The sequence below is a fragment of the Pseudoalteromonas sp. BSi20439 genome (assembly GCF_000241165.1).
Taxonomy (GTDB): Bacteria; Pseudomonadota; Gammaproteobacteria; order Enterobacterales; family Alteromonadaceae; genus Pseudoalteromonas.
The window spans coordinates 16708-43294 of the sequence record NZ_BADW01000001.1 but is presented as its reverse complement, the minus strand read 5'-3'; the positions used below and the strand labels follow the sequence as shown (position 1 = coordinate 43294).

20 protein-coding genes are annotated in these 26587 nt (G+C 40.1%); 5 read left to right on the top strand and 15 right to left on the bottom strand.

Annotated features, from left to right (window positions below):
- The 8 genes from ilvN to P20439_RS00145 all read right to left on the bottom strand — a co-directional run.
- Positions 1-498: acetolactate synthase small subunit (ilvN, locus tag P20439_RS00180; RefSeq protein WP_008112561.1), on the bottom strand; the 498-nt coding region annotated here is incomplete at its 3' end.
- Positions 498-2222 (bottom strand): acetolactate synthase 3 large subunit, encoded by a 1725-nt coding sequence (locus tag P20439_RS00175; protein WP_008112564.1) that lies wholly within the window; start codon positions 2220-2222, stop codon positions 498-500. The genes P20439_RS00175 and ilvN, both read right to left, overlap by 1 nt.
- 447 nt (positions 2223-2669) lie before the next feature.
- Positions 2670-3677 carry an isocitrate dehydrogenase gene (locus P20439_RS00170; protein ID WP_008112567.1) on the bottom strand — a complete coding sequence of 336 codons (1008 nt, stop codon included), beginning with the start codon at positions 3675-3677 and terminating at the stop codon, positions 2670-2672.
- Between the two features lie 179 nt (positions 3678-3856).
- On the bottom strand, positions 3857-5539 hold the full coding sequence (locus P20439_RS00165; protein ID WP_008112569.1) for a hypothetical protein: 1683 nt from the start codon (positions 5537-5539) through the stop codon (positions 3857-3859).
- Complete coding sequence (locus tag P20439_RS00160; RefSeq protein WP_008112571.1) at positions 5539-5934, bottom strand: DUF3192 domain-containing protein; 396 nt, start codon at positions 5932-5934, stop codon at positions 5539-5541. The genes P20439_RS00165 and P20439_RS00160 overlap by 1 nt, the downstream gene beginning before the upstream one ends.
- Before the next feature lie 69 nt (positions 5935-6003).
- Entirely contained in the window at positions 6004-6777 is a 774-nt protein-coding gene (xni, locus tag P20439_RS00155) for a flap endonuclease Xni (RefSeq protein ID WP_008112573.1), read from the bottom strand.
- 8 nt (positions 6778-6785) lie between these two features.
- Complete coding sequence (gene ppnN, locus P20439_RS00150; RefSeq protein WP_008112574.1) at positions 6786-8129, bottom strand: nucleotide 5'-monophosphate nucleosidase PpnN; 1344 nt, start codon at positions 8127-8129, stop codon at positions 6786-6788.
- A 77-nt stretch (positions 8130-8206) separates the two neighbouring features.
- Positions 8207-9715, bottom strand: coding sequence for a GGDEF domain-containing protein (locus P20439_RS00145; RefSeq protein ID WP_008463820.1), 1509 nt, complete (start codon positions 9713-9715; stop codon positions 8207-8209).
- 224 nt (positions 9716-9939) lie between these two features.
- Between P20439_RS00145 and P20439_RS00140 the strand changes: the two genes are divergently transcribed.
- Both P20439_RS00140 and P20439_RS00135 read left to right on the top strand, forming a co-directional pair.
- Positions 9940-11730: a M61 family metallopeptidase gene (locus tag P20439_RS00140; protein WP_008112579.1), complete on the top strand. Its 1791-nt coding sequence runs from the start codon at positions 9940-9942 to the stop codon at positions 11728-11730.
- Positions 11731-11875: 145 nt separating this feature from the next.
- The gene (locus P20439_RS00135) at positions 11876-14047 is read left to right on the top strand and encodes a S46 family peptidase (protein WP_008112581.1); all 2172 of its coding nucleotides are present in this window, start codon (positions 11876-11878) and stop codon (positions 14045-14047) included.
- A gap of 1302 nt (positions 14048-15349) precedes the next feature.
- Here P20439_RS00135 and P20439_RS00125 read toward each other — a convergent pair.
- On the bottom strand, positions 15350-15796 hold the full coding sequence (locus tag P20439_RS00125) for a hypothetical protein (protein WP_238529444.1): 447 nt from the start codon (positions 15794-15796) through the stop codon (positions 15350-15352).
- Between the two features lie 327 nt (positions 15797-16123).
- Here P20439_RS00125 and P20439_RS00120 point away from each other — a divergent pair, with 327 nt between their 5' ends.
- Both P20439_RS00120 and P20439_RS00115 read left to right on the top strand, forming a co-directional pair.
- On the top strand, positions 16124-17395 hold the full coding sequence (locus tag P20439_RS00120; protein WP_008112587.1) for an O-acetylhomoserine aminocarboxypropyltransferase/cysteine synthase family protein: 1272 nt from the start codon (positions 16124-16126) through the stop codon (positions 17393-17395).
- Between the two features lie 67 nt (positions 17396-17462).
- Complete coding sequence (locus P20439_RS00115) at positions 17463-18122, top strand: NADPH-dependent FMN reductase (RefSeq protein ID WP_008112588.1); 660 nt, start codon at positions 17463-17465, stop codon at positions 18120-18122.
- Between the two features lie 17 nt (positions 18123-18139).
- Here P20439_RS00115 and P20439_RS00110 read toward each other — a convergent pair whose 3' ends face one another.
- The 6 genes from P20439_RS00110 to P20439_RS00085 all read right to left on the bottom strand — a co-directional run bounded on the left by P20439_RS00110 (position 18140) and on the right by P20439_RS00085 (position 25012).
- Positions 18140-18328, bottom strand: coding sequence for a DUF1289 domain-containing protein (locus P20439_RS00110; RefSeq protein WP_036932555.1), 189 nt, complete (start codon positions 18326-18328; stop codon positions 18140-18142).
- Between the two features lie 14 nt (positions 18329-18342).
- The gene (locus P20439_RS00105) at positions 18343-18858 is read right to left on the bottom strand and encodes a hypothetical protein (protein WP_008112592.1); all 516 of its coding nucleotides are present in this window, start codon (positions 18856-18858) and stop codon (positions 18343-18345) included.
- Positions 18859-18999: 141 nt separating this feature from the next.
- A complete protein-coding gene (gene hisIE, locus P20439_RS00100; RefSeq protein ID WP_008112594.1) occupies positions 19000-19614 on the bottom strand; it encodes a bifunctional phosphoribosyl-AMP cyclohydrolase/phosphoribosyl-ATP diphosphatase HisIE in 615 nt (204 codons plus the stop codon).
- Complete coding sequence (gene hisF / locus P20439_RS00095) at positions 19605-20384, bottom strand: imidazole glycerol phosphate synthase subunit HisF (protein ID WP_008112596.1); 780 nt, start codon at positions 20382-20384, stop codon at positions 19605-19607. Before hisF ends, hisIE begins: the two co-directional genes overlap by 10 nt.
- 487 nt (positions 20385-20871) lie before the next feature.
- The gene (locus P20439_RS00090) at positions 20872-23931 is read right to left on the bottom strand and encodes an efflux RND transporter permease subunit (RefSeq protein WP_008112598.1); all 3060 of its coding nucleotides are present in this window, start codon (positions 23929-23931) and stop codon (positions 20872-20874) included.
- Between the two features lie 10 nt (positions 23932-23941).
- Positions 23942-25012, bottom strand: coding sequence for an efflux RND transporter periplasmic adaptor subunit (locus P20439_RS00085; RefSeq protein ID WP_008112601.1), 1071 nt, complete (start codon positions 25010-25012; stop codon positions 23942-23944).
- 559 nt (positions 25013-25571) lie between these two features.
- Here P20439_RS00085 and P20439_RS00080 point away from each other — a divergent pair.
- Positions 25572-26579 (top strand): catalase family peroxidase, encoded by a 1008-nt coding sequence (locus P20439_RS00080; protein ID WP_008112606.1) that lies wholly within the window; start codon positions 25572-25574, stop codon positions 26577-26579.
- The last annotated feature ends 8 nt before the right edge of the window (positions 26580-26587 follow it).

Here is a 26587-nt window from a genome sequence, read left to right as displayed (position 1 = left end):
TTTAGCTTTAAGCGCTTTATCGCCTCGGCCAATGCCGACCGCGCCTGAGCGTACAACTTCTATGATGTCGGTTTCGTGGCGTAAGGTATCTAAGAACGACTCTATTTTATCGGTGCTGCTTACCAGTTGTAGGCTATAACTCTGGCGACCCATATCTAAAATAGCCCCTTGAAATACATCAACAACGCGGGTTACTGCCGCACGAGTTGCTTCGTCTTTGGCAAATACTTTTACTAATAGTAGTTCACGCTCTATGTGGCTCATGTCAGTTAAATCAATCACTTTAAGCACATCGACCAGTTTGTTCACTTGCTTCGTTATTTGTTCAACAATTCTGTCATCGCCCTTAGTGGTTACCGTAATGCGAGAAAGTGATTCATCGTCTGTGGTACCCACTGTTAAGCTATCAATATTGTAGGCTCGCTGAGAAAATAGTCCCACTATACGTGATAACGCACCGGGTTCATTTTCTAATAATATAGATAATATACGACGCATTATGCCTTCACTCCTTTTCTTAACCACATCTCATCTATGCCACCGTGCTTAATTTGCATCGGATAAACATGTTCTTTTTCGTCTACTAAAATATCTAAAAATACCAATCTATCGGTGATCGACATGGCTTTGTCTATCGCTGGTTGTAACTCATCAAGGGTGTTTACTCTGATACCCACATGGCCATAGCTTTCAACAAGCTTTACAAAATCAGGCAAAGATTCCATATACGATGAAGAGTGTCTGCCGCCATAAATCATGTCTTGCCATTGTCTTACCATCCCCAGTGAGCGGTTATTTAAGGAGATCACCTTTACTGCTAAGTTATACTGTAAACAGGTTGATAGCTCTTGAATGTTCATTTGTATAGAGCCGTCGCCAGTTACACATAAAGACTCTTTTTCAGGAAAAGCCAGTTTAACGCCCATTGCTGCAGGTAAACCAAAGCCCATAGTGCCTAAACCACCGGAATTGATCCACTGTCGAGGGTGTTTAAATGGGTAATACTGCGCGGCAAACATTTGGTGTTGGCCAACATCAGAGCTGACATAAGCATCTCCGTTGGTCGCTTCATATATTGCCTCTATAACTGCCTGAGGTTTTATTTTGTCACCATCGCTATTGTAACTAAGGCATTTTTGTTCACGCCAGCTGATCACTTGTCGCCACCAATCTTCTTGTGCACTGCGATCAATTTTAATTGGACTTTTATCTATGGCAGTTTGTAATTGCTCAAGTACCGTTGCCAAACAGCCAACAACAGGAATATGTGATTTAATGGTTTTAGAAATAGAGGTTGGATCAACATCAACATGCACGATAGTGGCATTAGGGCAGAATTTTTGAACGTTATTAGTAACCCGATCATCGAATCGTGCGCCAAGCGCTAAAATAACATCGGCATTGGCCATTGCTTTATTGGCTTCTAATGTACCGTGCATACCCAACATACCAATAAAGTTGGGGTGTATGCCCGATATACCGCCCAGTCCCATTAGGGTGTTGGTTATAGGGGCGTTAAGCGATTCGACTAAATGAGTTAGTTGCTCTGAGGTGTTTGAAAGCACAATACCGCCACCAGAATAGATAACCAGTTTCTTCGCTTCTAAAATCGCAGTAACGGCCTTACGAATTTGTTTAGAGTGACCCTTGGTATTAGGGTTATAGGTTCTAAGTTCGGTTGCTGGCGGGAAGTTGTAAGCAAAAGTCAGTTCTGGGTTAAGCATGTCTTTAGGAAGTTCTACTACCACCGGGCCTGGGCGGCCAGTGCTGGCAATATAAAAGGCTTTGGCAAGAATATTAGGTATTTCACTAGCGCTTCTACAATTAAAGCTATGCTTTACAATGGGGCGAGAGCAGCCAACAATATCGGTTTCTTGAAACGCGTCATCGCCAATTAGGTTTGTTGGTACCTGACCTGATAACACCACCATAGGAATTGAATCCATATACGCAGTTGCTATGCCTGTTACACAATTTGTTGCACCAGGGCCTGATGTAGCAAGTACAACACCTACCTCACCGGTGGCTCTTGCATAGCCATCGGCCATGTGTGTAGCCGCTTGTTCATGGCGTACTAAAATGTGCTCAATATCGTCTTGCTGAAAAAGTGCGTCGTATAAATCTAATACTGAGCCGCCGGGATAACCAAATATATACTTTACCTTTAGCTCTTTTAATGACTTAACAACCAATTCAGAGCCATTATATTCTTGTTTACTCATCCTCATTCCTCTGTTGATTACATGCAAAAAAAAACCCCCGCGTAGTGCGAGGGTTTTAAAAAGCATTTTTCACCTTTTAATACATCCCCGCTGGGCTTATCACTAAGACCAGTACGAGTAAGACTAAAAGGCGAAATTGTGTATTCATGATGTTTTGCTCTTTAAAATAAAATGCTGTTTAAATAACAATTTTTGTATGTGGTTATTTTTAAGGCTTTTGAACGCACATGTCAACCCATTAAACTGATTTTTGGATTAAAAATTCATTTTTAAATGTTTTTTAATCTAATAATCTATTTGATATGAGTTATTTTCACTTTATAAGCAGAAATTATGCAGTTTTGCGTGTTCACTTAGGGTTGGGGATGGTCAGAGAGAAAATTTAAATGCTGTGTTTCTGGCATAAAAAAAGCCAGCATTAGCTGGCTTTTAATTTAACAGTCCTAATTACAGACGGTCAATTACTGATTGTGTGAAATCAGTAGTGCCGTGGCTGCCGCCTAAATCGCGGGTAGTACGGTCGCCTGATTTAATTACATCAGCCACTGCGCTACGAATACGCTCAGCTGTATCGCCCATGTTTAAATGCTCTAGCATTTGAATAGAGGCTAAAATCACTGACGTAGGGTTTGCAAGGTTTTTACCAGCAATATCAGGTGCGCTACCATGAACAGCTTCAAAAATAGCAGCATCTTCACCAATGTTTGCACCAGGTGCCATGCCTAAACCGCCTACTAAGCCTGCACATAAGTCAGATAAAATATCGCCAAATAAGTTCGTTGTAACGATAACGTCAAACTCTTCAGGGGTCATTACAAGCTTCATACATGTTGCATCAACAATCATTTCAGTTGATTCAATTTCTGGGTAACGCTCAGCTACTTCACGCGCCACTTTTAAGAATAAACCAGAGGTTGATTTTAAAATATTTGCTTTATGTACAGCAGTTACTTTTTTACGACCTTCGCGCACAGCAAGTTCGTATGCGAACGTTACAATTTTTTCTGCGCCTTCGCGAGTGATCACTGATTTTGCTTCAGCTTCAGTACCATCTTCAGATACAACTTGGCCTGCACCTGAATACATACCTTGTGTGTTTTCACGAATAGTGATGATATCAATATCGTCGTAACGTGCTTTAGTACCGGCAAACGATTTAACCGGACGTACATTGGCATACAAACCAAATTGCTTACGAAGCGTTACGTTGATAGATGTAAAACCTTCGCCTACTGGCGTGGTTAATGGCCCTTTTAAGGTGATTTTATTTTTAGCAATTGTGTCAATTGTTTCTTGTGGAAGCAATTCGCCCGTTTTTTCAAGCGCAGCAAGGCCAGCGTCAACAAATTCATAATCAAAATCGCATCCTGCGGCTTTTAGTATTTCAAGTGCTGAGTCGATAATGCTTGGGCCGATGCCGTCGCCTTTGATCACTGTTATGGTTTGTTTGGCCATGAACTTTTCCTTTAAAGATTTGGATACACACATAAATAATAAACACTTACAGAGTTTAGACTACTTATATGACAGGGGTGCTAAATTTAAGCCGGCATTTATACCAATTTATTAGACATTTTGCCAGTTTATAGTATCAATACAGGGTATAACTTTAAGTTATAACGATAATAAGTCAGCTAAATACTATTGTGTAACCCTAAGCGCAGCAGCGATTGATTAAAATCGGCTTCACTTTGCCAACCATGGCGACTAAGTTGTTGATTCAATATTTGCTGTTGCCATGCTGTTAATGGCAGGTTAGGTTGAAGTATACGCTGTGCCACTACCTTTAGTGCCGCCCATAATTGACCGGCATCATTAAGCTGCTTTTTAGGGAGTTGCTCAGCATTTAATAAAGCCGATGCCCACGGATCGCCACTAAGTAATTCGTTAAGCTCGTTATTTAAATGAGGAGCATCTATTTTGTTTACACCAAAAAATGCACTAAACGGTGTATCGAGCGATTTATTCGGTGTTTTGTCAATGGTAATTTTTCTAGAAATATTTGGGCTGTAATGTATCAACACATAATATAAGTAAGCATATAAGCTTAAGCTAATGCGCTCACTTTGTACGCGAGGATTATGTTTTACTAGTAGCGCTAAAATATTAATTAAACAGCTGATACGGGTGCATAAAAAGGCATGTAAAGGATGAGCGATACTATTTACTAATTGCTTAAACAGCACCCCTTGAATAATAGCCGGTGCTTTATCGTAACCCACCATAGATAAGCTATGTCTTAAGTCTTTAGCCGGTAATCGCTCTTTATTGTAGTGCTGCACCGCTATGCATACTGACTTTATAACATCAGGGTAGGGGGTAAGTAAGGTATTTAAAGCCTTAAAACTGTATTCTTTTTGAGCTTTTATTTGTTTTACTAATTGGTACAAAGGCGTTTGTGCAGAGTGTTCACTGTGTGGAATATTAACATGTTCACTGTCCCATACTTTTAAAAACAAGCGGTTATCATTGCACTCCCATGCTTTAGAGTCATCGGTGAGTGATGCTTTAATACGATACCATGCCATTTTAGTATTGGCGTTATTAACAATAATATGTCGTTCTAGCCTATCAGTGGCTAAATAAACCATGGCTTGGTCAGCATAGACGACTTGGCTGCCAGGTATGTATTGCCCTAGGTGGGCAACTAGCGCTTTTAATAACGCCTGTGCAAATGAGTTTGGGGTTCTTATATATAAATCGGCGACTGCTTTATAAAAATTTATGTGTTGTTGTTTTTCATTACAAGTAACGTTAAGTGCTAATATATTAGCTAAAGAAACCAACACACTGGCACCGTCATAAAGCATAATTTTAGGTGTATCTAATAATGCGTGTTTGTATTTGCCTAATTTTGCCAAAATATGAGCAATTTGATGCGCGGGTTGTTTAGCCGTTAATATTACTTTGGCTGCGAGCTTATGGCGTAATTGCCACATTTTTGTATCGGTTTCGTTAAACGTTTGATGTTGAGCTAACTTATTTAATTGCTTGGCAACACAAAGGTGTTCCACCAACGAGGCGCTAATGTAAAGCTCGGTTAAATTACTGTCGTAGTTTTGACTGCTACACAGAGCACAGGTTAATACACACTGATTAACGACTAAATTGGTTGCGTAGCTATAATGTGTTTTATACAGATTAAGCTGAGCTTGTAACGCTGCTGGGTTTTGTTTGTATATCGCTGCGTATTGCTCTGATAGTTTACACACAAGAGGGTAAAAGGTATGCCACTGGCTTTTATTATTATGGGAGTTTAAAAGCAGTTGCGTGCTTTCGAGTAGCTTTTTTAATTTACCCGACAGTGGAGCTTCCATTAAATTTTTCCATCATTATGCTCAAGGTATTTTTCATAAGCACTAGGGCCCCACATTAATAGTTGGCCATTTTTAAATAACAACCCAGTACATTCATCCATGGTGGTGATGCCGTCTGAGGTTTTGTGCTGGGTACGATAAAAAATCACTTGCCACACTTGCTCGCCATCACGTTTAGCATAGGTTAAATCTGGGCTACCTAAATATTCAAGCACATCATTTAGCGTAAAGGTATCTTCTAAGCGCAATTTTTCTATATAGCGTTTATTAAATGCTTCTCTGTCTTGCCAAATCATAGCTTGTGGATCGTCTTTATAAAACATAATAACCGACGTGGCTACTAGTGCATATAAGCCTAATCCTAATATTAAATACCTAAAAAACTTTTTAAACATTGCCTACCCAGACCAAAATAACTATCGCTAGTATACGTATTGCTAGTGTACAGTGCTATTAACTTGCGACTAATTAAGCCTTAACTGCTTTAAACTAAAGCCTAAATGGATATCTGTACGCAAACTCACCAGTTGCTTAGAAATAACAAACATATCCATATCCTCATTAAGCTTTTTTTGTAACCGCGCATTTAACGATTCATCAATTAGCGCATCTTCAATAGAGCTATATTTATTAACTAATTGCTGCGCGGATTTAACACCAATGCCTTTAACACCAGGAATGTCGTTGGTTTTATCGCCTGCAAGTGCCCAAAAGTCGATTAGTTTATGCTGCTCAACGGCGAAGCGCTCTTGAATGTGTTGTTCATTCAGGTGCTGCTTTTTAAAGTAATCGTAGACTTCAATATGCTCATTTAAATGAGGTAAAAAGCCTTTATCGGTCGAGACAATGGTGTTGTTTATCTGATTATTCGCGGCTTTATGCGCTAAAGTCGCAATAATATCGTCGGCTTCATCGTTAGTCGGTTCAAACACCACAATACCGGTTTCTTCAATGGCCGCTTTAAAATGTGGTAACGCGCTTTTTAGGGTCTCTGGCATGGGGGCACGGGAATGTTTGTAGTCTTTATAAAAGTGGTAACGCCAGCTTTTTTCACCATCAAAAACCGCAATTGCATGGGTTGCATTGGTGGTGGTTAAAAGTTTTTTGCATGCATGTGCAACCCGTGCACAGCAGGCTTTTAACATGTGCTCTTCGCTGTGATGGCTTTGGTTTGCATCAACAGCATAAATGCGCCTAATTAAATTAAGCGCATCAATAAGGAGTAAATGGGGATTCAATTATAAACTCACGCTTTTATTGTATAACAAGGAATATACTTACTTCCGGGAAGTTTCATTCTACCTTGTTCTACAAATGCTTGTAAAAGCTTGTCCATTGCTTTCATTAAATCAGGCTCACCACTTAGCACATAGGGGCCATGCTCTTTAATGGCATTTAAGCCTTCTTCTTTTACGTTACCTGCAACAATTCCCGAAAACGCACGGCGTAAATTAGCGGCGAGCTGTTGTTTGGGTTGTTCAAGGTGTAAATCAAGTGATGCCATGGCTTCATGGGTAGGGTAAAAAGGCTGCTGAAAATCATTTTCTATTTTCAAGGTCCAGTTAAAGTAATAGGCATCGCCTTGGCTTTTACGATATTCGCGAACCCCGTTCATGGCAGATTTAAGCTTTTGGCTAACTAATTGAGGGTCATCAATTATCACTTCAAACTTACTCAGCGCAGCATCACCTAAAGTCAATTGAATAAACTTACACAGTTCTTCAAAGTAAGCTTTGCTGTGTTTAGGGCCTGTTAAAATAACCGGTAAACACTGTTTGTCATTTTCAGGGTGTAATAAAATACCTAATAAATACAGTAACTCTTCAGCTGTACCTGCGCCACCTGGAAAAATAATTATAGCATGTGCGGTGCGAACAAATGCCTCAAGTCGTTTTTCAATGTCGGGTAAAATCACCAGCTCATTTACAATTGGGTTGGGTGGCTCTGCCGCTATAATACTGGGCTCAGTTAAACCTAAATAACGATTATTGGTAATACGTTGCTTTGCATGGCCAATGGTCGCGCCTTTCATTGGGCCTTTCATTGCACCTGGGCCACAACCGGTACAAATATTTAAGCCACGCAAACCTAGTTCATAGCCAACTTGCTTGGTGTATTTATATTCTACCTCGTTAATAGAGTGGCCACCCCAACATACAATCATGTTAGGTTCGCTATTTACCTTAAGTGCGTCGGCATTTCTGAGCATATCAAAAACCATGTGGGTAATAGCTTTAGTTTCTTGCAGGTTCTTTTCATACTTTTGGCAAATAAACAAAATATCGCGAATAACCGAAAATATGTGCTCATGTATACCTGTTACTATGTGACCATCAACAAAGGCCGTTTGCGGAGGGTTCTCTAATTCAATTTTTATACCGCGTTCACGGCTAACCAAACGTATATCAAAATCTTTGTGTTTATCGTAAATATCGTTACTTACGTCGGTGTGGCTGCCTACATTAAGCACGGCCAATACACAGTTTCTAAATAGTCTGTAGCGTTCGCTGTTTGATGATTGCTCGAGTAAGTCTACTTCTAGCTGCGACAATAAATCTAATACCCCCGTAGGGTTTAATTGTATTAGCATAGACATTCTCCTTGAAACTTCTTGGGTAAATTTACTGCGTAGTTATGCCTTATACTCAAAGGTAAAAGTGCATAACACTATTTACTAATACACAGACGATCCCAGCCTGAGTTTTTAGCATCGTATAGAGCTTCATCGGCTCTATCAAACGCTTTTAGAGGGGTGTCACCCACTTTAAATTGGGTTGCACCCAATGAAACGGTAATTTGAATTTGCTGGTCTTTAAATTTAAACGGGATCTTTTTAATCGACTGCCTCAATTTATTAAGGTGTTCAGTTGCACTATCAAGTGAAGTTCGCGGCATTAATAACACAAACTCTTCGCCGCCATAACGGGCAATAAAATCAGTTTGTCTAATCGATTTTTGCAGCGCTTTGGCAATCACTTGCAAGGTAATGTCGCCCGCTGTGTGGCCAAAACGATCGTTAATTGATTTAAAATGGTCAACATCAATAACCACTAAGGTTATGTCTGACGGGCGTTCGTTAAATACATTGATTTCGTGATTATAACGTTCATCAAAAGCTGCGCGATTAGGTAATTTGGTAAGACTGTCGAGTAAACTTTTAAAACGTTGTTCATTTAAACGTTTCTTATAATTACTAACTTTGTTTTCTAAACTGCCAATTCTATCGTTTATTTGTGCAAAGCTAGAAATTAAAATTTGGCGATCTTTTTGTTCTAGCTGCTCTTTTTCTAAAATATCAGCACTTAATGAGCGTAACTCATTTTCAACCAATTGCTTTAACTCTGTAATTGATGTTGCTTTATTTGTTTGTGTATTTAAATTTCTTAGCTTTTCACCAATTCGTTGATTAATTGAGTCAAACTCAACAGTCATCGATTCAGAATGTTCACTGGTCGATACCAATGAGCGATGTAGCTCTTCAAGCGTTTGGTTTAAAGAGGTTAAAAAGCTTTGCGCTGATTCACGTTCAACTTGGATGCTTTGTACAATAAGTACAATTACATCAATTGCTGCATCAAGTAGCTGATCAACCGCTCTATTTTTAGCAATACGTTTTTTAATTAAATACAGCGCTTCGTTTGCTTTTTCTTCAAGCACTAACTCGCTGACTAACTTAAACAGTTTGTCAGTAAGAATGGTTAAATTAGGCGGCTCAAAGGTGGTATTACTTTTAGCAATTAAGGCTTGATGATAAAAAGTAATTAGCTGGTTTAATACGGGTATAAAACCATGTACCGATTGAATATCGTCTAGCTCGTTATCGAGCAAATGGCGAAGCGTTCTGCGCGTATCGTCAGGCAAACCTTTAGTTTGTTGTAATTGTTTGCCTGCATTTTGAACGCTGGTAAAAAGGTCACGTTGATGTGCGAGTTGAATGGCTTCTTGGTTTTTTAGCAAGGCTAAAATATCATCTACCAAAGGCGAAAAGTCCTCAAAACTCATGCCTTTGTTGAGTGCACTGCGGAACTTGGCCAGACGGTTATCAAGCTCAGTATCAAGTCCCTTACAGCTTAAAGATAACTTAGCTGCAAAGTTAGAAAGCGTACTCACTTGATGTTGACGCGCACTTTCTATTACTTTTCTACTGTCGATTGCTTGTTTTAATTTTTGTTCCACCGTATTGGAGCTCCTAGACACCTACACACCATCATTTTAGTACCGTTATTGTTTTAGTTTACAACAAAAACATATTAATAGTAGGGATGAGATCAAAAACTTAATGTTTTTAATAACAAAATACGAACGATCTTGAATATAAGTGCATTTATCGCTTTTAATTCACTTTTAAAAAGGGTCTTGTTAATCTTGGTACAATAATACCTTATATAAAAAAGAGCCTCATGAAAAAGCTACTTGCCTTATCAATTTTAGCAGCCTGTTCAGCACCAGCATTTGCCGACGTTAATTACGCTTTAAACATCTCCCAGCCAGAACATCACCTAGGTGATGTAAATGTAGAATTCCCTAAAACGGCGCAATCTTATTTAGATGTAAAACTGCCAGCATGGCGCACTGGCCGCTATGAAATTTTAAATCTTGCTAATGGTGTACGTTATTTTAAAGCCAGCGATGATGAAGGTAATGCACTAAAGTGGGAAAAAATAGATCACAGCACATGGCGTGTTCATTTAAACGAGCCAACTCAAGTTAATGTTGATTACCAAGTGTATGCTAATGAGCTAGGTAAGCGCGCTCGTCATATTGATGACAGCCATGCCTTTGTTGATGCTTCAGGCTTTTTTATGTTTAGCGAATCATTTCGCCAAGAGCCAGTTACGGTTGAATTAAACGTACCTAAAGCATGGCGCTCGGTGTCGGGTATGGAAAACTATAAAAACAAACACAGCTTTAAAGCCAGCGACTACGACGTGTTGGTAGACTCACCAATAGAAACCGGTATTAACGAGCTACGTACTTTTGAAGTTGATGGCCGAGAGTACGAACTAGTGGTGTGGGGCGAAGGTAATTACGACATAGAACTGATGCTATCCGATTTAAAAAAGCTAGTAGCAACGGGCAATGTAATTTGGGACAGCTACCCGTATGAGCGTTATGTATTTATGGTACATGCTACATCGGGCGCGGGCGGCGCAACCGAACACTTAAACTCAACTATTATTCAACGCCCACGCGATCGCTTTGCTAAACGTGAAGATTACTTAGCTTTTATAAGCACAGCGGCACATGAATTTATTCATACTTGGAATGTAAAAGCGTACCGTCCTAAAGGGCTTGCGCCATACGACTACACCAATATAAATTATTCAAAACTGCTGTGGATTGCTGAAGGGTCTACCAGCTATTTTGAAGACCATTTATTAGTGCGCTCAGGTATTCAAACCACCGATGAGTTTTTTAAGAACTTTAGTAAAACCATTAATCGCCACCTCACAACCCCTGGGCGTGAAGTGCAAAGTGCTAGCGAAACCAGCTTTGATAAATGGATAAATCAAGGTGGTGATCATGCTCGTAACTATGGCACTAATATCTACCTTGAAGGCTCGTTATTGTCGATGGCGTTAGATATCGACCTACTAGAAAAAAGCCAAGGTAAAATAAGCTATAAAAATGTACATAACGAACTTTATAAGCAGCATAAGCTACCAGCGGGTTTTACTGAGCAAGACGTATTAGCTATTTTAAAGCAGTTAACAGGGCGTGATTACAGCAATTGGTGGCAAACAAATGTTAGCTCACCAGCTAGCCTAGATTTTGATGCACTGCTAGCAAAAGTAGGTTTGAGCTTTGAGCTACCTGAAAAAGCCAAAGCCACACCAAGCTTAGATGCATTTACTAAAAATACTGGCGAGTTACTTACGCTTACCCATGTTCGCCGCGATGGTGCTGCATGGCAGGGCGGCTTAACCACCGACGATAAGCTAGTCGCTATTAACAAAAAGCATGTAGGGAAAGACTTAACCGCGAGCCTAGAAACCTTTAAAATAGGAGACAAGGTAACTGTTGATTTTATTCGCCGTGATGCATTAATGTCGACTGAGCTTGTGTTGTCTGAAGATTTTGACAAACCTAAAAAAGTAGTCGCTAATAAAAATGCTACTGCTGAGCAAAAAGCGCTGTTTAAAGCATGGATGGGTGTAGCGCATCCAAATGATGTGAAAAAAGACGACTAACATCGTATATCATATTGTTTAAAAAGGAGCTTAGGCTCCTTTTTTGTTTATTGGGCGCTATATTGTAACAATTTATCTCAGCGCAGTTGACCTGACTCATACTTAATGAGTAATCTGCTGGTTCAATAATAAAAGGGATTCTATAATGCGTTTAAAACCTCTTGTTGCCACGTTGGTAGCAACCTGTTCACTGGCACTTTCTTTTGCGGCTCATGCCGATGAAGGCATGTGGCAACCTCATCAACTACCAGAGCTCGAGTCAATTTTAAAAGCCAAAGGGCTTGAAATTAGCGTTGATTCAATTTCAAAATTAACCGAATTTCCAATGAATGCGGTTATCAGCTTAGGCGGTTGTACAGCCTCGTTTGTTTCGCCAAAAGGCTTAGTTGTAACTAACCATCACTGTATTTATGGTTCGGTGCAATATAATTCAACGCCTGAAAATAACATTTTAGAAAATGGCTTTTTAGCAAAAACACCGGCTGAAGACTTACCAGCTGCGCCAGGTTCACGTGTGTACGTAACCGAAACAGTGACCAACGTGACCGATAAAGTGATTAGCGGCACTAACGAGCTAAGCGCAAAAGCACGCTATGATGCGTTAGAAAAAAATCAAAAAGCACTCGTTGCACAGTGTGAAGCTGATGCTAGTTACCGTTGTAATGTGTATTCGTTTCATGGTGGTTTAGAGTTTTACCTCATTAAATCACTGGAAATTAAAGATGTACGTTTAGCGTATGCACCTGCCATGGGCGTAGGTAAATACGGTGGCGATATCGATAACTGGATGTGGCCGCGCCATACAGGCGATTTTGGTTTTTACCGCGCCTATGTAGGTAAAGACGGCAAGCCAGCAGAGTACAGCGAAGATAACGTACCTTACGTGCCAGAGTCTTACTTAAGTGTAAGTGCTAAAGGCGTGCAAGAGGGCGACTTTGTGATGGTAACTGGCTATCCAGGGCGTACTAATCGTTACCGTATTGCCGCAGAGGTTGATTACGTATTTAACGACAGTTACCCTAAAGCGCGCATGCACAATACTAAATACGTGTCACTGATTGAAGAAAACTCAGAAGATGGCAGCAAAGCCCGTATTGCTTACGAAAGCACCATAGCAGGTTACAACAACTACATTAAAAACTATGGTTCGATGATTGAAAGCTTCAAAAAAGGCACCATGTTTGAGCGTAAAAAACAGTTTGAACAAGAGCTTACAAGCTGGATAAACAGCGATAGCGAGCGTAAACAGCGCTACGGGAATGTGCTTAATGAGTTATCGGCATTAGTAGCTCAATCGCAAGAGCACAGTGAGCGCGACCGTATGGTAGGCTATGTTCATCGTTCACAAATGATCAGCACGGCACGTCGTTTATACCGCTTAGCGGTTGAAAAACAAAAGCCAAATAGTGAGCGCGAATCAGGTTATCAAGAACGCGATTTACCGCGTATAAAATCTTCTCTTGAGCGTATGTCACGTCGCTTTGATGCCAATGTAGATAAAGCTATATTACTGCACTTTTTAGAGCAATATGCAGCATTACCTAAAGCAGAGCGATTTAGTGAAATTGATAAAGCTTTTGCTTTAGAAAACGGTTTTGATAAAGCAAAACAAAGTGCATTGCTAGATGAAATGTATGCCAAATCAACGCTTGATAACGAAATTGTACGTAATTCATTATTTGAACAAACACTTAGCCAGCTTAACCAAAGCCAAGACCCGTTCATGCAATATGCAAAAGCCATATTCACAGTAATGAAAGCTGAGGAAGATAAGTCAAAAGCCTTGGCAGGTAAGTTACAAGCTGCTCGCCCAGAGTTAATGAGTGCAATTATTGCCTTTAACAAAGCGCAAAACAAACCGGTTTACGCCGATGCAAACAGCACATTACGTGTAACTTACGGCAAGGTAGGCGGGTATTCTCCGCAAGATGGATTAGTGGCTACGCCGTTTACCTCACTTGAAGGGTTACTGGCTAAAAACACCGATGTTGACCCATTTAATGCGCCTAAAAAGCTGCAAGAGCAAATTAAAGCGAAGCTTTATGGTGATTACACTGGTGGCATGAATACTGTTCCGGTTAACTTTTTATCAAATGTAGATACAACAGGCGGTAACTCAGGTTCGCCAACGCTTAACGGCAATGCCGAGCTGGTGGGTTTACTGTTTGACGGTGTGTACGAAAGCATTATTGGTGATTGGGATTACAACCCAGAACTAAATCGCTCAATTCATGTAGATTCACGCTACATGTTATGGGTAATGGATAAAGTAGATAACGCCCAAAACTTATTAGACGAAATGAAAATCGTAAAATAAGTAGCAGTTAAACTAATAAAATGGCGCTCACCTTAACCGGAAGCGCCTTTTTTTTGGTTTAAACATTTTTGGATTAATTTAACTTAGGTACGGGCTGCGGGCTGCGGGCTAAGGGGTAGGGGCTTCGGGCTAAGAGCTACGAGGTTCGGGTTGCGGGGGGAGCTAATTTGTTTTTAGCAGTAAATGTCTTTCGTAGCAGCGGTTTTATATCGCGTCAGAGTTAAGCCTAAATAAGTATTGACCACCGAGGCCACAGAGAAATGCTTAAAAGATATAAATCCACCTCTGTGTAGCGCAAAGCGCCTCGGGGTTCTCTGTGGTGTAAAAATTGTTTTTAGCAGTAAATGTCTTTAGTAGCAGCGATTTTAAATCGCGTCAGAGTTAAGCCTAAATAAGTATTTACCACCGAGAACACAGAGTTCACAGAGTTCACAGAGTTCACAGAGTTCACAGAGAAATGCTTAAATGATATGAATCCACCTCGGTGTAGCGCAAAGCGCCTCGGGATCCTCTGTGGTGCAAAAATTGTTTGTAGCAGTAAACGTCTTTCGTAGCAGCAATTTCATATTCCGTAAGAGTTAAGCCTAAATAAGTATTTACCACCGAGGACACAGAGTTCACAGAGAAATGCTTAAAAGATATAAATCCAGCGCAAAGCGCCTCGGGGTTCTCTGTGGTGCAAAAATTGTTTTTCAGTAGTAAACGTCTTTGGTAGCAGCGATTTTATATCGCGTATTTATAGGCATGTGCATTTTACTCGCGCCTCGTAGCCCGAAGCCTACCAATCATTTTTCTTTTTTAAATTAAGTCCTTAAGTGATTTATGCACAAAGAGGGGGAAGAGACGCTGCGCTTTTAGAGGAAGAGATAAAAAAAAGCTGTTTTTAGCTAGTCACTACCATATAGTGCAACGTTATCTTTGCTGAGTATGTAAGGTGACGATTTATAGTAAACAAAGAGCCAGCCTGATACGGCTAATGTTACGCCTAAACCGTATTCGTTAAGAATCGGAATATACATTATCAATGTAAACACGACTGCCAAATAGAATAAAAATATAGCCCAAAATAATTTTGAGCTGATAAGTTTCAATCTTGTCTGACAATTGGCACATTTAAAATAAAACGGGAATGCAGATAAAGAAAAGCTGAAAACATCTAATTTATGTTCACAGCGAGGGCATAGGCTCATAAATTTCCTTGTACTTTTAACGCTTGCCTAACCGTCGTGAAATAGCAGGCTAAAATTAGCGACGAAGGAGCGCAAGCCAGCTGTTTTGCGTCCTTTGGTTTATAGGCACTTGTTAAGTGCTTTGCTTGGCGTAGAGTTCTTTTGCTTTTGGTAGCCGCTTTACAATGGCTTTAAATCTTGGGCCTTTTCTTACATCAGCAATACCTTTAGTGCCGTTTTTAGAATAAAAGGATTCGATCTTCTCAATATACTGTTCGCAGTAAAATATTTCTTGAGCGTAGTCTTTGCTTTTTCTAGAAAGAATAGCAACTCGTTCAAAATAATAAGGCGCAGGAACCAATCCTGCTTTATTCATTGTTTTAAGCTCGGCATCACAGCAACGTTTCATGGTATCGAGATCATCTTTATTTTCTTCAACCAACTCCCATGTTTGCTTACCGTCGACCAAGTTAGCCCCTTCTGTTACTTCAGAGATTAGCTCGCCACTGGTTTTTGTAGAGCCATCTTTTTTCTTTAAAGATGGCTGTTTTTTCTTAAATAAATAACTCAAGGGGCTCACGCATACTCCTTTAGCACTTAATACTTTAATAGTGCGCTCATCTCGCATATTTATACCAGCGCTGCGCTCATTTTTCTTTTATACATAGTTTTAACAAATTAGCTAACATATTACTATCAATAAGTTTTTTATTGTCTTTAATAAATACTTAGAGGAGTAATATGCGCGCTTGGCTCATTCTATTGAATATATGAGCAAACGATAGTTTGAACACTTAGTTAAATACAGCATTCAATCAAATTACTTCAATATTCTTTAGTATATTTCATGTGCATTTTGTAACCATTAAATGCTACGTTAGATGTAACTATATTGAAGGAATAAATTATGAAACTTGAGTCTTTAGCGTTGCACCATGGTTATGAATCTGAAGCCACCACTAAGTCGGCGGCGGTGCCGATTTATAACACTTCTTCGTACACCTTTGATAATACCCAGCACGGTGCTGATTTATTTGATTTAAAAGTCCCGGGTAATATTTATACCCGCATTATGAACCCGACCAATGCGGTGCTTGAGCAGCGTATTGCCGCGATGGAAGGCGGCATTGGTGCACTGGCGGTGGCCTCGGGTATGGCGGCCATTACCTATGCGATTCAATGTTTATGTGAGGTGGGCACTAATATTGTAAGCACCAGTCAAGTGTATGGTGGTACTTATAACTTATTTGCCCACAGCTTGCCGCGCCAAGGTATAGAAGCGCGAATGATTAAAGCCGATGATTTTGATGGTTTTGAAAACGCCATTGATGAAAACACCCGTGCGGTATTTTGTGAGTCAATTGGTAACCCTGCAGGAAATATAGTTGATATTGCTCGCCTTGCGAAAATTGCCCACAGCAAAGGGGTGCCTTTAATTGTAGATAACACCGTGGCTACGCCGTATCTGTGTCGTCCATTTGAGTTAGGTGCCGATATTGTGGTGCACTCGCTCACTAAATACATTAACGGCCATGGAACCGCGATTGGCGGTATGATTGTTGATTCGGGCAAGTTTGATTGGAAAGCCAATGCGACTCGTTTTGCGATGATGAATGAGCCTGATCCGTCGTACCATAATGTAGTGTATACCGATGCGTTTGCTGAGGCGGCATTTATTGGGCGTTGCCGCGTTGTCCCTCTTAGAAATACCGGTGCGGCGCTTGCGCCTAAAAACGCATCAGATATTTTAATTGGCCTTGAAACGTTAGGGCTAAGAATGGATCGTCACTGCGAAAACGCGCAAAAAATTGCTGAATATTTAGAGAGCCACCCTAAGGTGCTTTGGGTTAATTACGCGGGATTAAAATCAAGCCCGTATAACGAAATGAGCCAAAAAATTACCAATGGTAAGGCGTCAGGTATTTTAAGTTTTGGTATTGCCGGTGGCCTAGAAGCTGGTACGCGCTTTATTGATGCCCTGAACATGATTTTACGTTTGGTTAATATTGGTGATGCTAAATCGCTGGCGTGTCATCCAGCATCTACTACGCACCGCCAACTAAATGATGAAGAACTGGCTAATGCTGGTGTTAGCCGCGATTTAATTCGTTTATCGGTGGGTATTGAAAACATTGACGATATTATTGCCGATGTAAGCCAAGCACTCGATAAAGCTTAAACCGTACGGTAAATACCTCAAACTATTTGAGGTATTTATTTTTGTAATCAAAAAGGAGTGCCGTTATATGAAGTTATTAATTTTTCTCGGTTCGGTTAGAAAAAGTACCCCACCTAAGCCTGCGCGTTTAGGGGAAAGGGTAGCAAAAGCATGTGAGCGTTGTTTGCTTGAGCACTATTCTGAGCATGAAATAGAGCTTATTGATCCGCTCGATTACGATTTAGACTCAGTGTTTAAACCGCACTTTGCCTATTCGCAGGCTGAGGTACCTAAACAGCTTGATGATTTAGCGGCAAAAATTAAAGCCAGCGATGGCTTTGTTATGGTGAGCCCTGAATATAATCATTCTATGAGTCCAGCACTCGCTAATTTGCTAAACCATTTTGGAAGTTCTCTATTTGGCTATAAACCCAGCGCGATTGTTACCTATTCTGCAGGGCAGTGGGGCGGCGTACGTGCTGCTGTTGGCATGCGCAGCTTTTTAAGCGAACTAGGTTGTTTACCCGTATCAGCAATGATCCATGTACCAAAAGCGCAAGACGTATTTATTGAAAGTGGTGAAGTAAACAATAGTGCAGAGCAAACAGCGTGGGATAGCTATTTTTCGCGCAGCTTTAATCAATTAATGTGGTGGGCAGAAGGCGCAAGCAAACAACGTGAAGCGTTAGATCCTAAGCAATTAAGCAAAGATTTTAAGCGTGACCCATCACAACGTAATGCGCCTTAACGGTTGATAAATTTAAGCTAGTCTTTTTTGGTGTCTTCGCGAGGGGAGGCCAATATTGCTTGCTTTTGTTCGTCGGTTAAAATAATCCAGTCGAATATTTCGTCGCTAGTGCGCCCGCACCCGGTGCAGTAGCCATTCATTCTATAACATTCACCAATACAGTCTGTTTTTAAATGAGTGGATTGTTTACTGGGTGTTTGGCGCATAAATTCTCTCGTAATTATTTAGTGGCGACGGGCTTTCCTACTTCTAAAGAGGTCGACCAAGTTTTAATTTTTGATAACGTTTTGCTGGTATAAACAGAAATAACCGGTGACTTGTCATCAAGTACAAAGGTAGTTCGCAGCGACGTTTCTGACTCCTTTTGCGTTTCTAACCAGTTATTTGTTTTAGTTAAACACTGGCGAGTGAGTTCAACCGCTTGTTGATGCATAGCTACCGCCTGCTGCTGATCTGTGTAGCTTTCTTGGCAACGGTAGGTCACAGTTTGCTTGTTAAAGCTAGTCACTTGGCAGTTATCGCCAAACACGTTGTACTTTGCACTCCACACATCTAAATAAGGTGTTTTTACTTTAGTATCTTTTAACGCTTCAAAGCGATTATCGAATTCGGTTATTAAGCCATCCATTTTTTCACAGGGCGTTAAGCTGTCTAATTTGGCTTTTTGTTCGCTGGTTAAACTGCTACAGCCAGATAAAACAAGACCCGTGAGTATAAGCGTTAGATAAGTTTTCATAGTGCGCTATCCTTTTGTAATTGCTATCAAGGATACCTAAGGGAGAGAATAAATGCTATTGAGAGGCTGAATTAAAAAGAAAAATTATGGCTTTTTATAACGATGTGCGCCAAATAATGGCGCACACAGTAATCGTTGTGTTTACTTATGACGACCTTGAAGGCAAGCAACAACATCAGTCAGTTCTAACCCTTGGCGCTGTAATAGTACAACAAGGTGATATAACAAATCAGCTGACTCGTTAGTAAGCTCATTGTTGTCGTGTTTCATTGCCGCAAGCGCCACTTCCACACCTTCTTCACCTACTTTTTGACAGCTACGGCTTAAGTCTTCTGCAAACAGTGACGCGGTGTAGCTTTTAGCTGGATCATCATTTTTACGAGCAACAATGACATCTTCAAGTTGCGCTAAAAAGCTTAAGCTTGGTTTTGCAGCATCACCAAAACAGCTTTGTGTGCCTAAATGACAGGTTGGGCCTTCTGGGTTTGCAAGTACAAGTATAGAGTCGTAATCGCAATCGGTATGCACCGATACCACGTTTAAAAAGTTTTCTGATGACTCGCCTTTGGTCCATAAACGCGATTTAGAGCGCGAATAAAAAGTCACTTTATTACTTTCAAGTGTTACTTTAAGCGCTTCGCTGTTCATAAAGCCTTGCATTAAAATTACGCCAGAGCGGGCATCTTGAACAATGGCAGGGATCATCTCGCTTTTAGCGAAATCAACTTGAGTTTGGTTTTCTAAGGTTACTTGCATAGTCTTGCTGTCACTTGGTTATCGATTAAAAATTGTTTTAGTTCGCCGATGTTGATCACGTTTTTGTGAAAAACACTGGCTGCGAGTGCACCATCTACTTGGCTTTGTTGAAATACATCAACAAAATCTTGCATGCTGCCTGCACCACCAGAGGCGATTAAAGGAATATCACACAGCTGGCGTATTTTGCTTAGTTGCTCGTTGTCGTAACCGTTGCGAACACCATCTTGGTTCATACAATTTAAAACGATTTCGCCCGCACCTAAGTCTTGTACGCGTTTAACCCATTCTTCGGTTTTATAACGGGTGCGGCTTGACGCATTAGGATCGCCAGTAAGCTGATAAACTAGATATTCACCGGTTGTTTCATCAAAAAAGCTGTCAATGCCAACAACCACACACTGCTTGCCAAACTCATCATGTAGCTCTTTAATTAGCTCTGGACGCGCAATTGCTGGACTATTAATACTGATTTTATCTGCGCCACGTTCAAGTACGCGGGCTGCATCAGCTACCGACTTAATACCACCAGCTACACAAAATGGAATATCGATATGGCGGGCAATGTTCTCAACCCAATTTACATCGAGTAAGCGTTTTTCAACACTTGCACTGATCTCGTAAAATACCAGCTCATCGGCGCCCGCTTCACTGTAAGCTTTTGCAAGGGTAAGTACATCGCCAACCACTTCGTGGCCCTTAAATTTAACGCCTTTAACGACTTGGCCGTCTTTTACGTCTAAACAAGGAATTATACGTTTTGATAACATGAGAATGCCTCGTTTTTAAAATTCTGATTTGAAAAAAAGCTGTTTTTACATTTATTATTTGTATGACTAAATAGAAGACACATAGACTGCACTTGATATGTTATTTATTTGATAAATTTGAATAGTTAATTTAATGAATGAATCTTAAAGCATTACTATGCAATGAATTCTTAGCCCCACTATATAATAAAACTCCGGCTATGTTAATCGCTAAAGCTAGAACTTAAAGTGATAATTAATGCCTTAACAAAGTATCCACTGCAAATCTAATTTAAATTTATAAAATACTAAAGTTAAGATGTTTTTTTGGAAAAATAACAACCGTTTTTGAGCGAGTTTTTAGCATCATAAAAGGTTTGAAAAGGCGTGTAGTATATGCAGTTTTTTTAAAATTTGAATAGTGGTTAATTATATGAACTATTCTGTTCAAAGCTTATAAAGTGGCCATGACTTACCTATTAAGCATGGCCATATTTTTTGTTGGCGTTTAATAAGTTGCCTGTTCATCTTGTTTTACATTCATAAAAATAGCATATAGCACGGGTATCACGATTAAAGTCAGCAGGGTAGCAAACAGTAATCCAAATACTAAAACCACAGACATTGATTGGAAAAATGCATCAAAATACAGAGGGATAACCCCTAATACCGTGGTAAGTGTGCCCATCATTACAGGTCTTACCCGACTATTTGCCGAGTCTATAATGGCATTATAAGCGGGCTTTCCTTGTCGAATTTCCATGTCCATTTGATCTACTAATACAATGGCATTTTTAATCAACAAACCAGAGAGCGAAAGTAACCCTAATATACCCATAAACTCTAGTGGTATTTGTGTGGTTACCAGCCCAAACACAACACCAATTAAGGCTAATGGCACAACAAGCCAAATAATAATTGGTTGTTTTAAAGCATTAAATAACACAATAACAATCAGTACCATGGCTAAAAAGCCCAGTGGAATAGTTGAGGCCAGCATTTCATTAGACTCTTTCGATTGTCCGTATTCGCCATCCCATTCAAGTCGATACCCTTGAGGAAGGTCAATGGCCTCTATTTTAGGTTTAACGCGATTAAATAACTCTGAGGCTAGTTCACCCGGCAGTGGATCGGCTTGAGCTTTTATGGTCCATTCGCGGTTTTCGCGTTTCAAAATACCATCGCGCCAGACGGTTTTAAACCCATTGGTTACTTGCGCTAATGGCAATGTTTCACCAGTGATATTGCTTTGCACTTGAATGTTGCCAATATCGTTTATGTCGACACGTTCCGATTGTGGTGCTCTAACAATAATAGGAATGAGCTCTTCACCTTCACGATACTGTCCAACAACTTGCCCCGAAAAATTTTGCTGTAAAGCTTCAGCAACTGCTTTACGCGTTACACCAGCGCGTTGTGCGTTAATGGCTGAATACTGCGGTTCAATAACACTGATGCGTTGTCGCCATGTATCTTTAATAGACAAGGCGCCGCCATCATCAATTAATATTCCTTTTGCTTGTGCAGCTAGCTCTCTTAATACTTCTGGGTCGGGGCCTTTAAATGTGGCTTCTATTTTAGAGCCACCACCTGGGCCCATTACAAAGCGCCATACTTTGCCCTGAGCATCAACAAAGTTGTCGTCAATGTAATTTTGCACCGTAGGTAAAAGTTTATCGAGCTTTTTATAGTCATCGACTTTAGCTAAAATTTGCCCATAAGAACTGTTTGGAGATTCGCTACCATAAATAAGCATGTAGCGAAGCCCGCCACCGCCAATAAGGGTTTGGATACCTTCAACGCCATTTTGTTGCTTTACAAATTCCTCTAACTTGAGCATGTCTTTTTTGGTTTTTTCAATATCGGTACCTTGCGGTAGCCAAAAATCAACCACCATTTGTGGTGTGGTAGAGGCTGGAAAAAAACCTGATTTTACAAATTGAAATCCCCACATAGACACACTAAAGGTGGCAACTACAACGGCAATACTGAGCCAGCGATGATGCAGTGCTGACACCACTATCGATTGATAAAGTGCCATGAGTTTATTTGGTTTTGCTGAGCCAGAAGTATCGGTATCTTGTTCTTTAAACAAGCAATAACAAAATAAGGGGGTTAGGGTAATAGCAAATAACCAGCTGTATAATAAAGAGATTAAAATAACCCAGAATAAATGACCGGTAAATTCGGCGGTATCACCTGGGGCAAGTCCAATAGGCGCAAAGGCAACAATCCCTACTAAGGTACCACCCAGTAGTGGCCATTTAGTTTGCTTGACGACTTCGCTGGCAATGTCTAACTTTTTACGGCCTTTTTGTGTACCAACTAAAATCCCTTCGGTCACTACAATGGCGTTATCAACCATCATGCCTAACGCGATAATAAGCGCACCAAGCGAAATACGATGCATGGGTATGCCGCTTAAATCCATGGTAGCAAGGGTGGCAAAAATGGTTAGCAGTAACACAGCGCCAATAATAATTCCTGAGCGTAACCCCATAAATAGCAGCAGGGTAACCATTACAATCACCAGCGCGACTAAAACATTGACCACAAAGTTGTCGACTGAATCTTGTACTACTTTACCTTGGTGGTAAAACTCATGCACTGTGATGCCAAGCGGTCTGAGGTTTTCAGTTTGTTTTACTTTGTCATCAACGCGGTCAAATACTTTAACCACATTAGCGCCTAATACACTGGCGACCCCAAGTGATATAGCAGGTTTAGAGTTATAACGTACCAATTTTGTTGCCGGACTTTGAAAGCCACGGTACACATTGGCAATGTCTTTAAGATAAATTGTTTTGCCTTCACCGCTAGCACTAACCAATAGATTTTTAATGGTATCAACGGAGTTTATTTCTCCGGTCGGGTCGATAAAAATACGTTGATCGCCAATTTTGGTATTACCGGCGCTTAATACAGCGTTTTGTTCATCTAAAATACCGTAAATATTATTAATAGATACACCTAAAGAGGCTAACTCTTCACGGGCAATTTCTACAAATATGCCTTCTTGCTGAACGCCCGTCATAGCAACTTTTGCCACGCCTTCTACTTGTAGAATATCGCTTTGTAAATTTTTAGCGTAGGCATGTAGCTCGTCAGGAGAGTAACCTTCGGCGGTAATTAAATAACTTAAGCCATACACATCACCAAAATCGTCATAAACTTGTGGTGTGCCAGTACCTGGAGGTAATGTTGGACGTGTATCATTAATTTTGTTTCTGAGTTTAGTCCAAATAACTTGCAGCTCAGATTTAGTTGGAGAGAATTCTGATTTAATCTCTACTTTAATTTCAGATAAACCCGTAGATGAGGTAGACGATATAGTATCAACCTCTTGCAGCTCTTGAATAGCACGCTCTAGCGGCTCTGTGACTTCTTTTGCTACTTCTAGCGGACTTGCGCCTGAGTACGAAACAAACACTTGTGCGGTACGAATTATAAACTCGGGGTCTTCAAAGCGTGCCATATTTTTATAGGATGAAAAACCAAATCCTAGAGTTAAAATAATGAGTATGGTGCTAATTAATTTATTATTGATTGTCCATTTTGCTAAATCCATTACCGCGCTCCTATGCTTTAGTCCAAGGACGTACTTTCATACCCTCAGTTACATAGTTTGCACCTGCACCAACAATTACATCACCGGCTTTTAAACCGTCAGTGACAATGAGTTGCTCGCCAATGCCATTTTCAATTTTAACGAGAGCTTTAGAAACTTGCATGGTTTTAGCGTCAACCGTCCAAACAAAGTGTTCACCGTTTTGTTCAAAAATAGCAAAGGTTGGCACTAATAAACGAGTGCCATTTGAGCTGTTTTCACGGGTTATTTTTAAACTGGCATTCATACCAGGCAATATATTAAGGTTATTAGGTACAGCAAAGGCAAATCGCACTTCATAGGTTTGGCTCGCTGAATCAGCTTCTAAATTGGCACGTCTAAATGTTGCAGGAATAGGGGCAGTCGATACATCTTGTAAAATTACCGTCGCTACATTGTTTTGCTTAGAGTCAACCGTGGCCACAATTGAAGCGGGAATATTTACTACCGCTTCCATTTCGCCTTTACCAAATAAAGTAACAACATGTTGACCCGCGCTTATGTTTTCAAGCTGCTTTACTGGCACCTCAGCAACAATGGCATCGTAAGGGGCTATAATTTTACTGTCAGATAGTGCTTTTTGCGCTGAGTCATATTGTGATTCTGCTACTTCTTTTTTAGATTTTAGTTGCTCTATATCTCGTTGTGAAATAACCCCATCTTTAGCGAGCTTTAAACCACGTTGGTAATCATTGTTGGCGGTTTCAAACTGTACTTTGCTCGACTTAACCTCATTAACAAAATTACGTTGCTCTAATGCGGCTATTACATCGCCTTTTTTTACGTTTTGTGCGGCAATAACGTTGAGCTCTTCTAACTTTCCGCTAACCTGAAAAGCCAGCTTTGAGCTATTTATAGTGTCGATAGTGGCGGGGTAGGTGAGCGTTTTTGATTGCGACTCATCACCTAGGGTTATAAGTTTCACTGGACGCGGTTTATTTTGTTTTTGTGTGGTGACTTCGCTTTCTGAGCAACCGGCTAATAAAAGCAAAAACGTAATACTAATTAAATTAAATTTAGTAAAACAACGTGTTTTGATCATCTGGCTTACCTTAAATAAAAAGTGCGTTGTTAATTGTTGGCATTTTTAATCTGTAAAAAATTATAAAATAGCCCATTGAGTTTATTTTCGAATTTATCTGAAATGCAATTTATTAAGCTATAACTACTTAATAGTTGAGAGTAAGCAGTGCTTACCAAGTGATTAATAAATAACATTTTAATTTCAACTGTTTATTATTGCTGTACGGTTTTGTTTTAATTTGTATGATTTTGTAGAAAGTTACCAAAATGCAACTTAATACTGGCTTTATATAAACCTAAGTATAATTAACAATCAGCTTTTTAAAAGCGCAAGCTCATAAACATTAGCTGTTTGCAGTTTTAAAACCATAATGAATACTTTTTATTAATTAAATTGAAATATTAATTGCTTAGCAGCGGTCTTGTAAGAGTCATGTTGGTATCGCTTAATAAAAGCGCTGCAACGTAAAGCATCACTCAGTAATGGTTAGCCATTAATTTAAAGACGTAATTTATAAACTATGAAAAATTCCAAACATAATCATCAAGAAAATAATCATACGAGGTCTAATCCTACCATGAGTAAAAAAATCATCTTAATAGCAATTATTAGCTTATTTGCCCTGACTATTTTGTATTTTTCCGGCGCATTTAATCGTGACGCAGTGACTGCACAGCGTTTTGTTAATTTACAGCAAGGTGATAAAACCCATGAGGGATTTCGCCGAGCACACGCAAAAGGTATTTGTTTAGCTGGCTCTTTTGAGTCAACGGGTGAGCTTGCTAAGTATTCGCAAGCAAAGGTATTTGATTTAGGGGCAACCCCTTTTGTAGGTCGCTTTTCTATTGCGGGTAATAATCCAACTGCACCTGATTTAAAAGCACCGGTGCGTAGTTTAGCGTTTTCTATAACCACTGATGATAACCAAGAGTGGCGTGTTGCAATGAATACGCCTCCGGTTATGGCGGTAGCTACGCCAGAAGCGTTTTTTAAACAACTACAAGCACTTTCACCCGATCCGGTGACTAAAAAGCGCAGCCCAGAAAAAATTAAAGCATTTTTTGCAGCACATCCTGAAAGTGCCGCTTTTAATAACTGGAAAGCAAGCTACACGCCAACCAGTAGTTTTGCCACTGAGCAATACCACAGTATTAATGCGTTTTATTTGGTGGATGAGAATGATGAAAAGCATGCCGTACGCTGGATTGCTAAACCGCAATTAAGTGATGAAAACACTCAACCACTTAATAATGATTCACCAGATGCATTGCAGCTACAACTTAAAGACCAAGTAGCTCAAGCACCGATTAAGTTTGATATGCTGTTTAGTTTTGCAACCGAAGAAGATGATGAAAACAACCCAACTGTTTTATGGCCACAATCGCGCAAAACCATTAACGCCGGTACGTTAGTAATATCACGCTTGCAAGCACAAGAGGGTGGGGTATGTGAAAACATGAACTTTGATCCGCTGGTATTACCAACAGGTATTCAGCCAAGTGCTGATCCTATTTTACGTGCCCGTGGCGCTGCGTATGCAGAGTCATTTCGTCGTCGTGCTAAAGAAGTACTTTTAAATAATTAATAACAGGA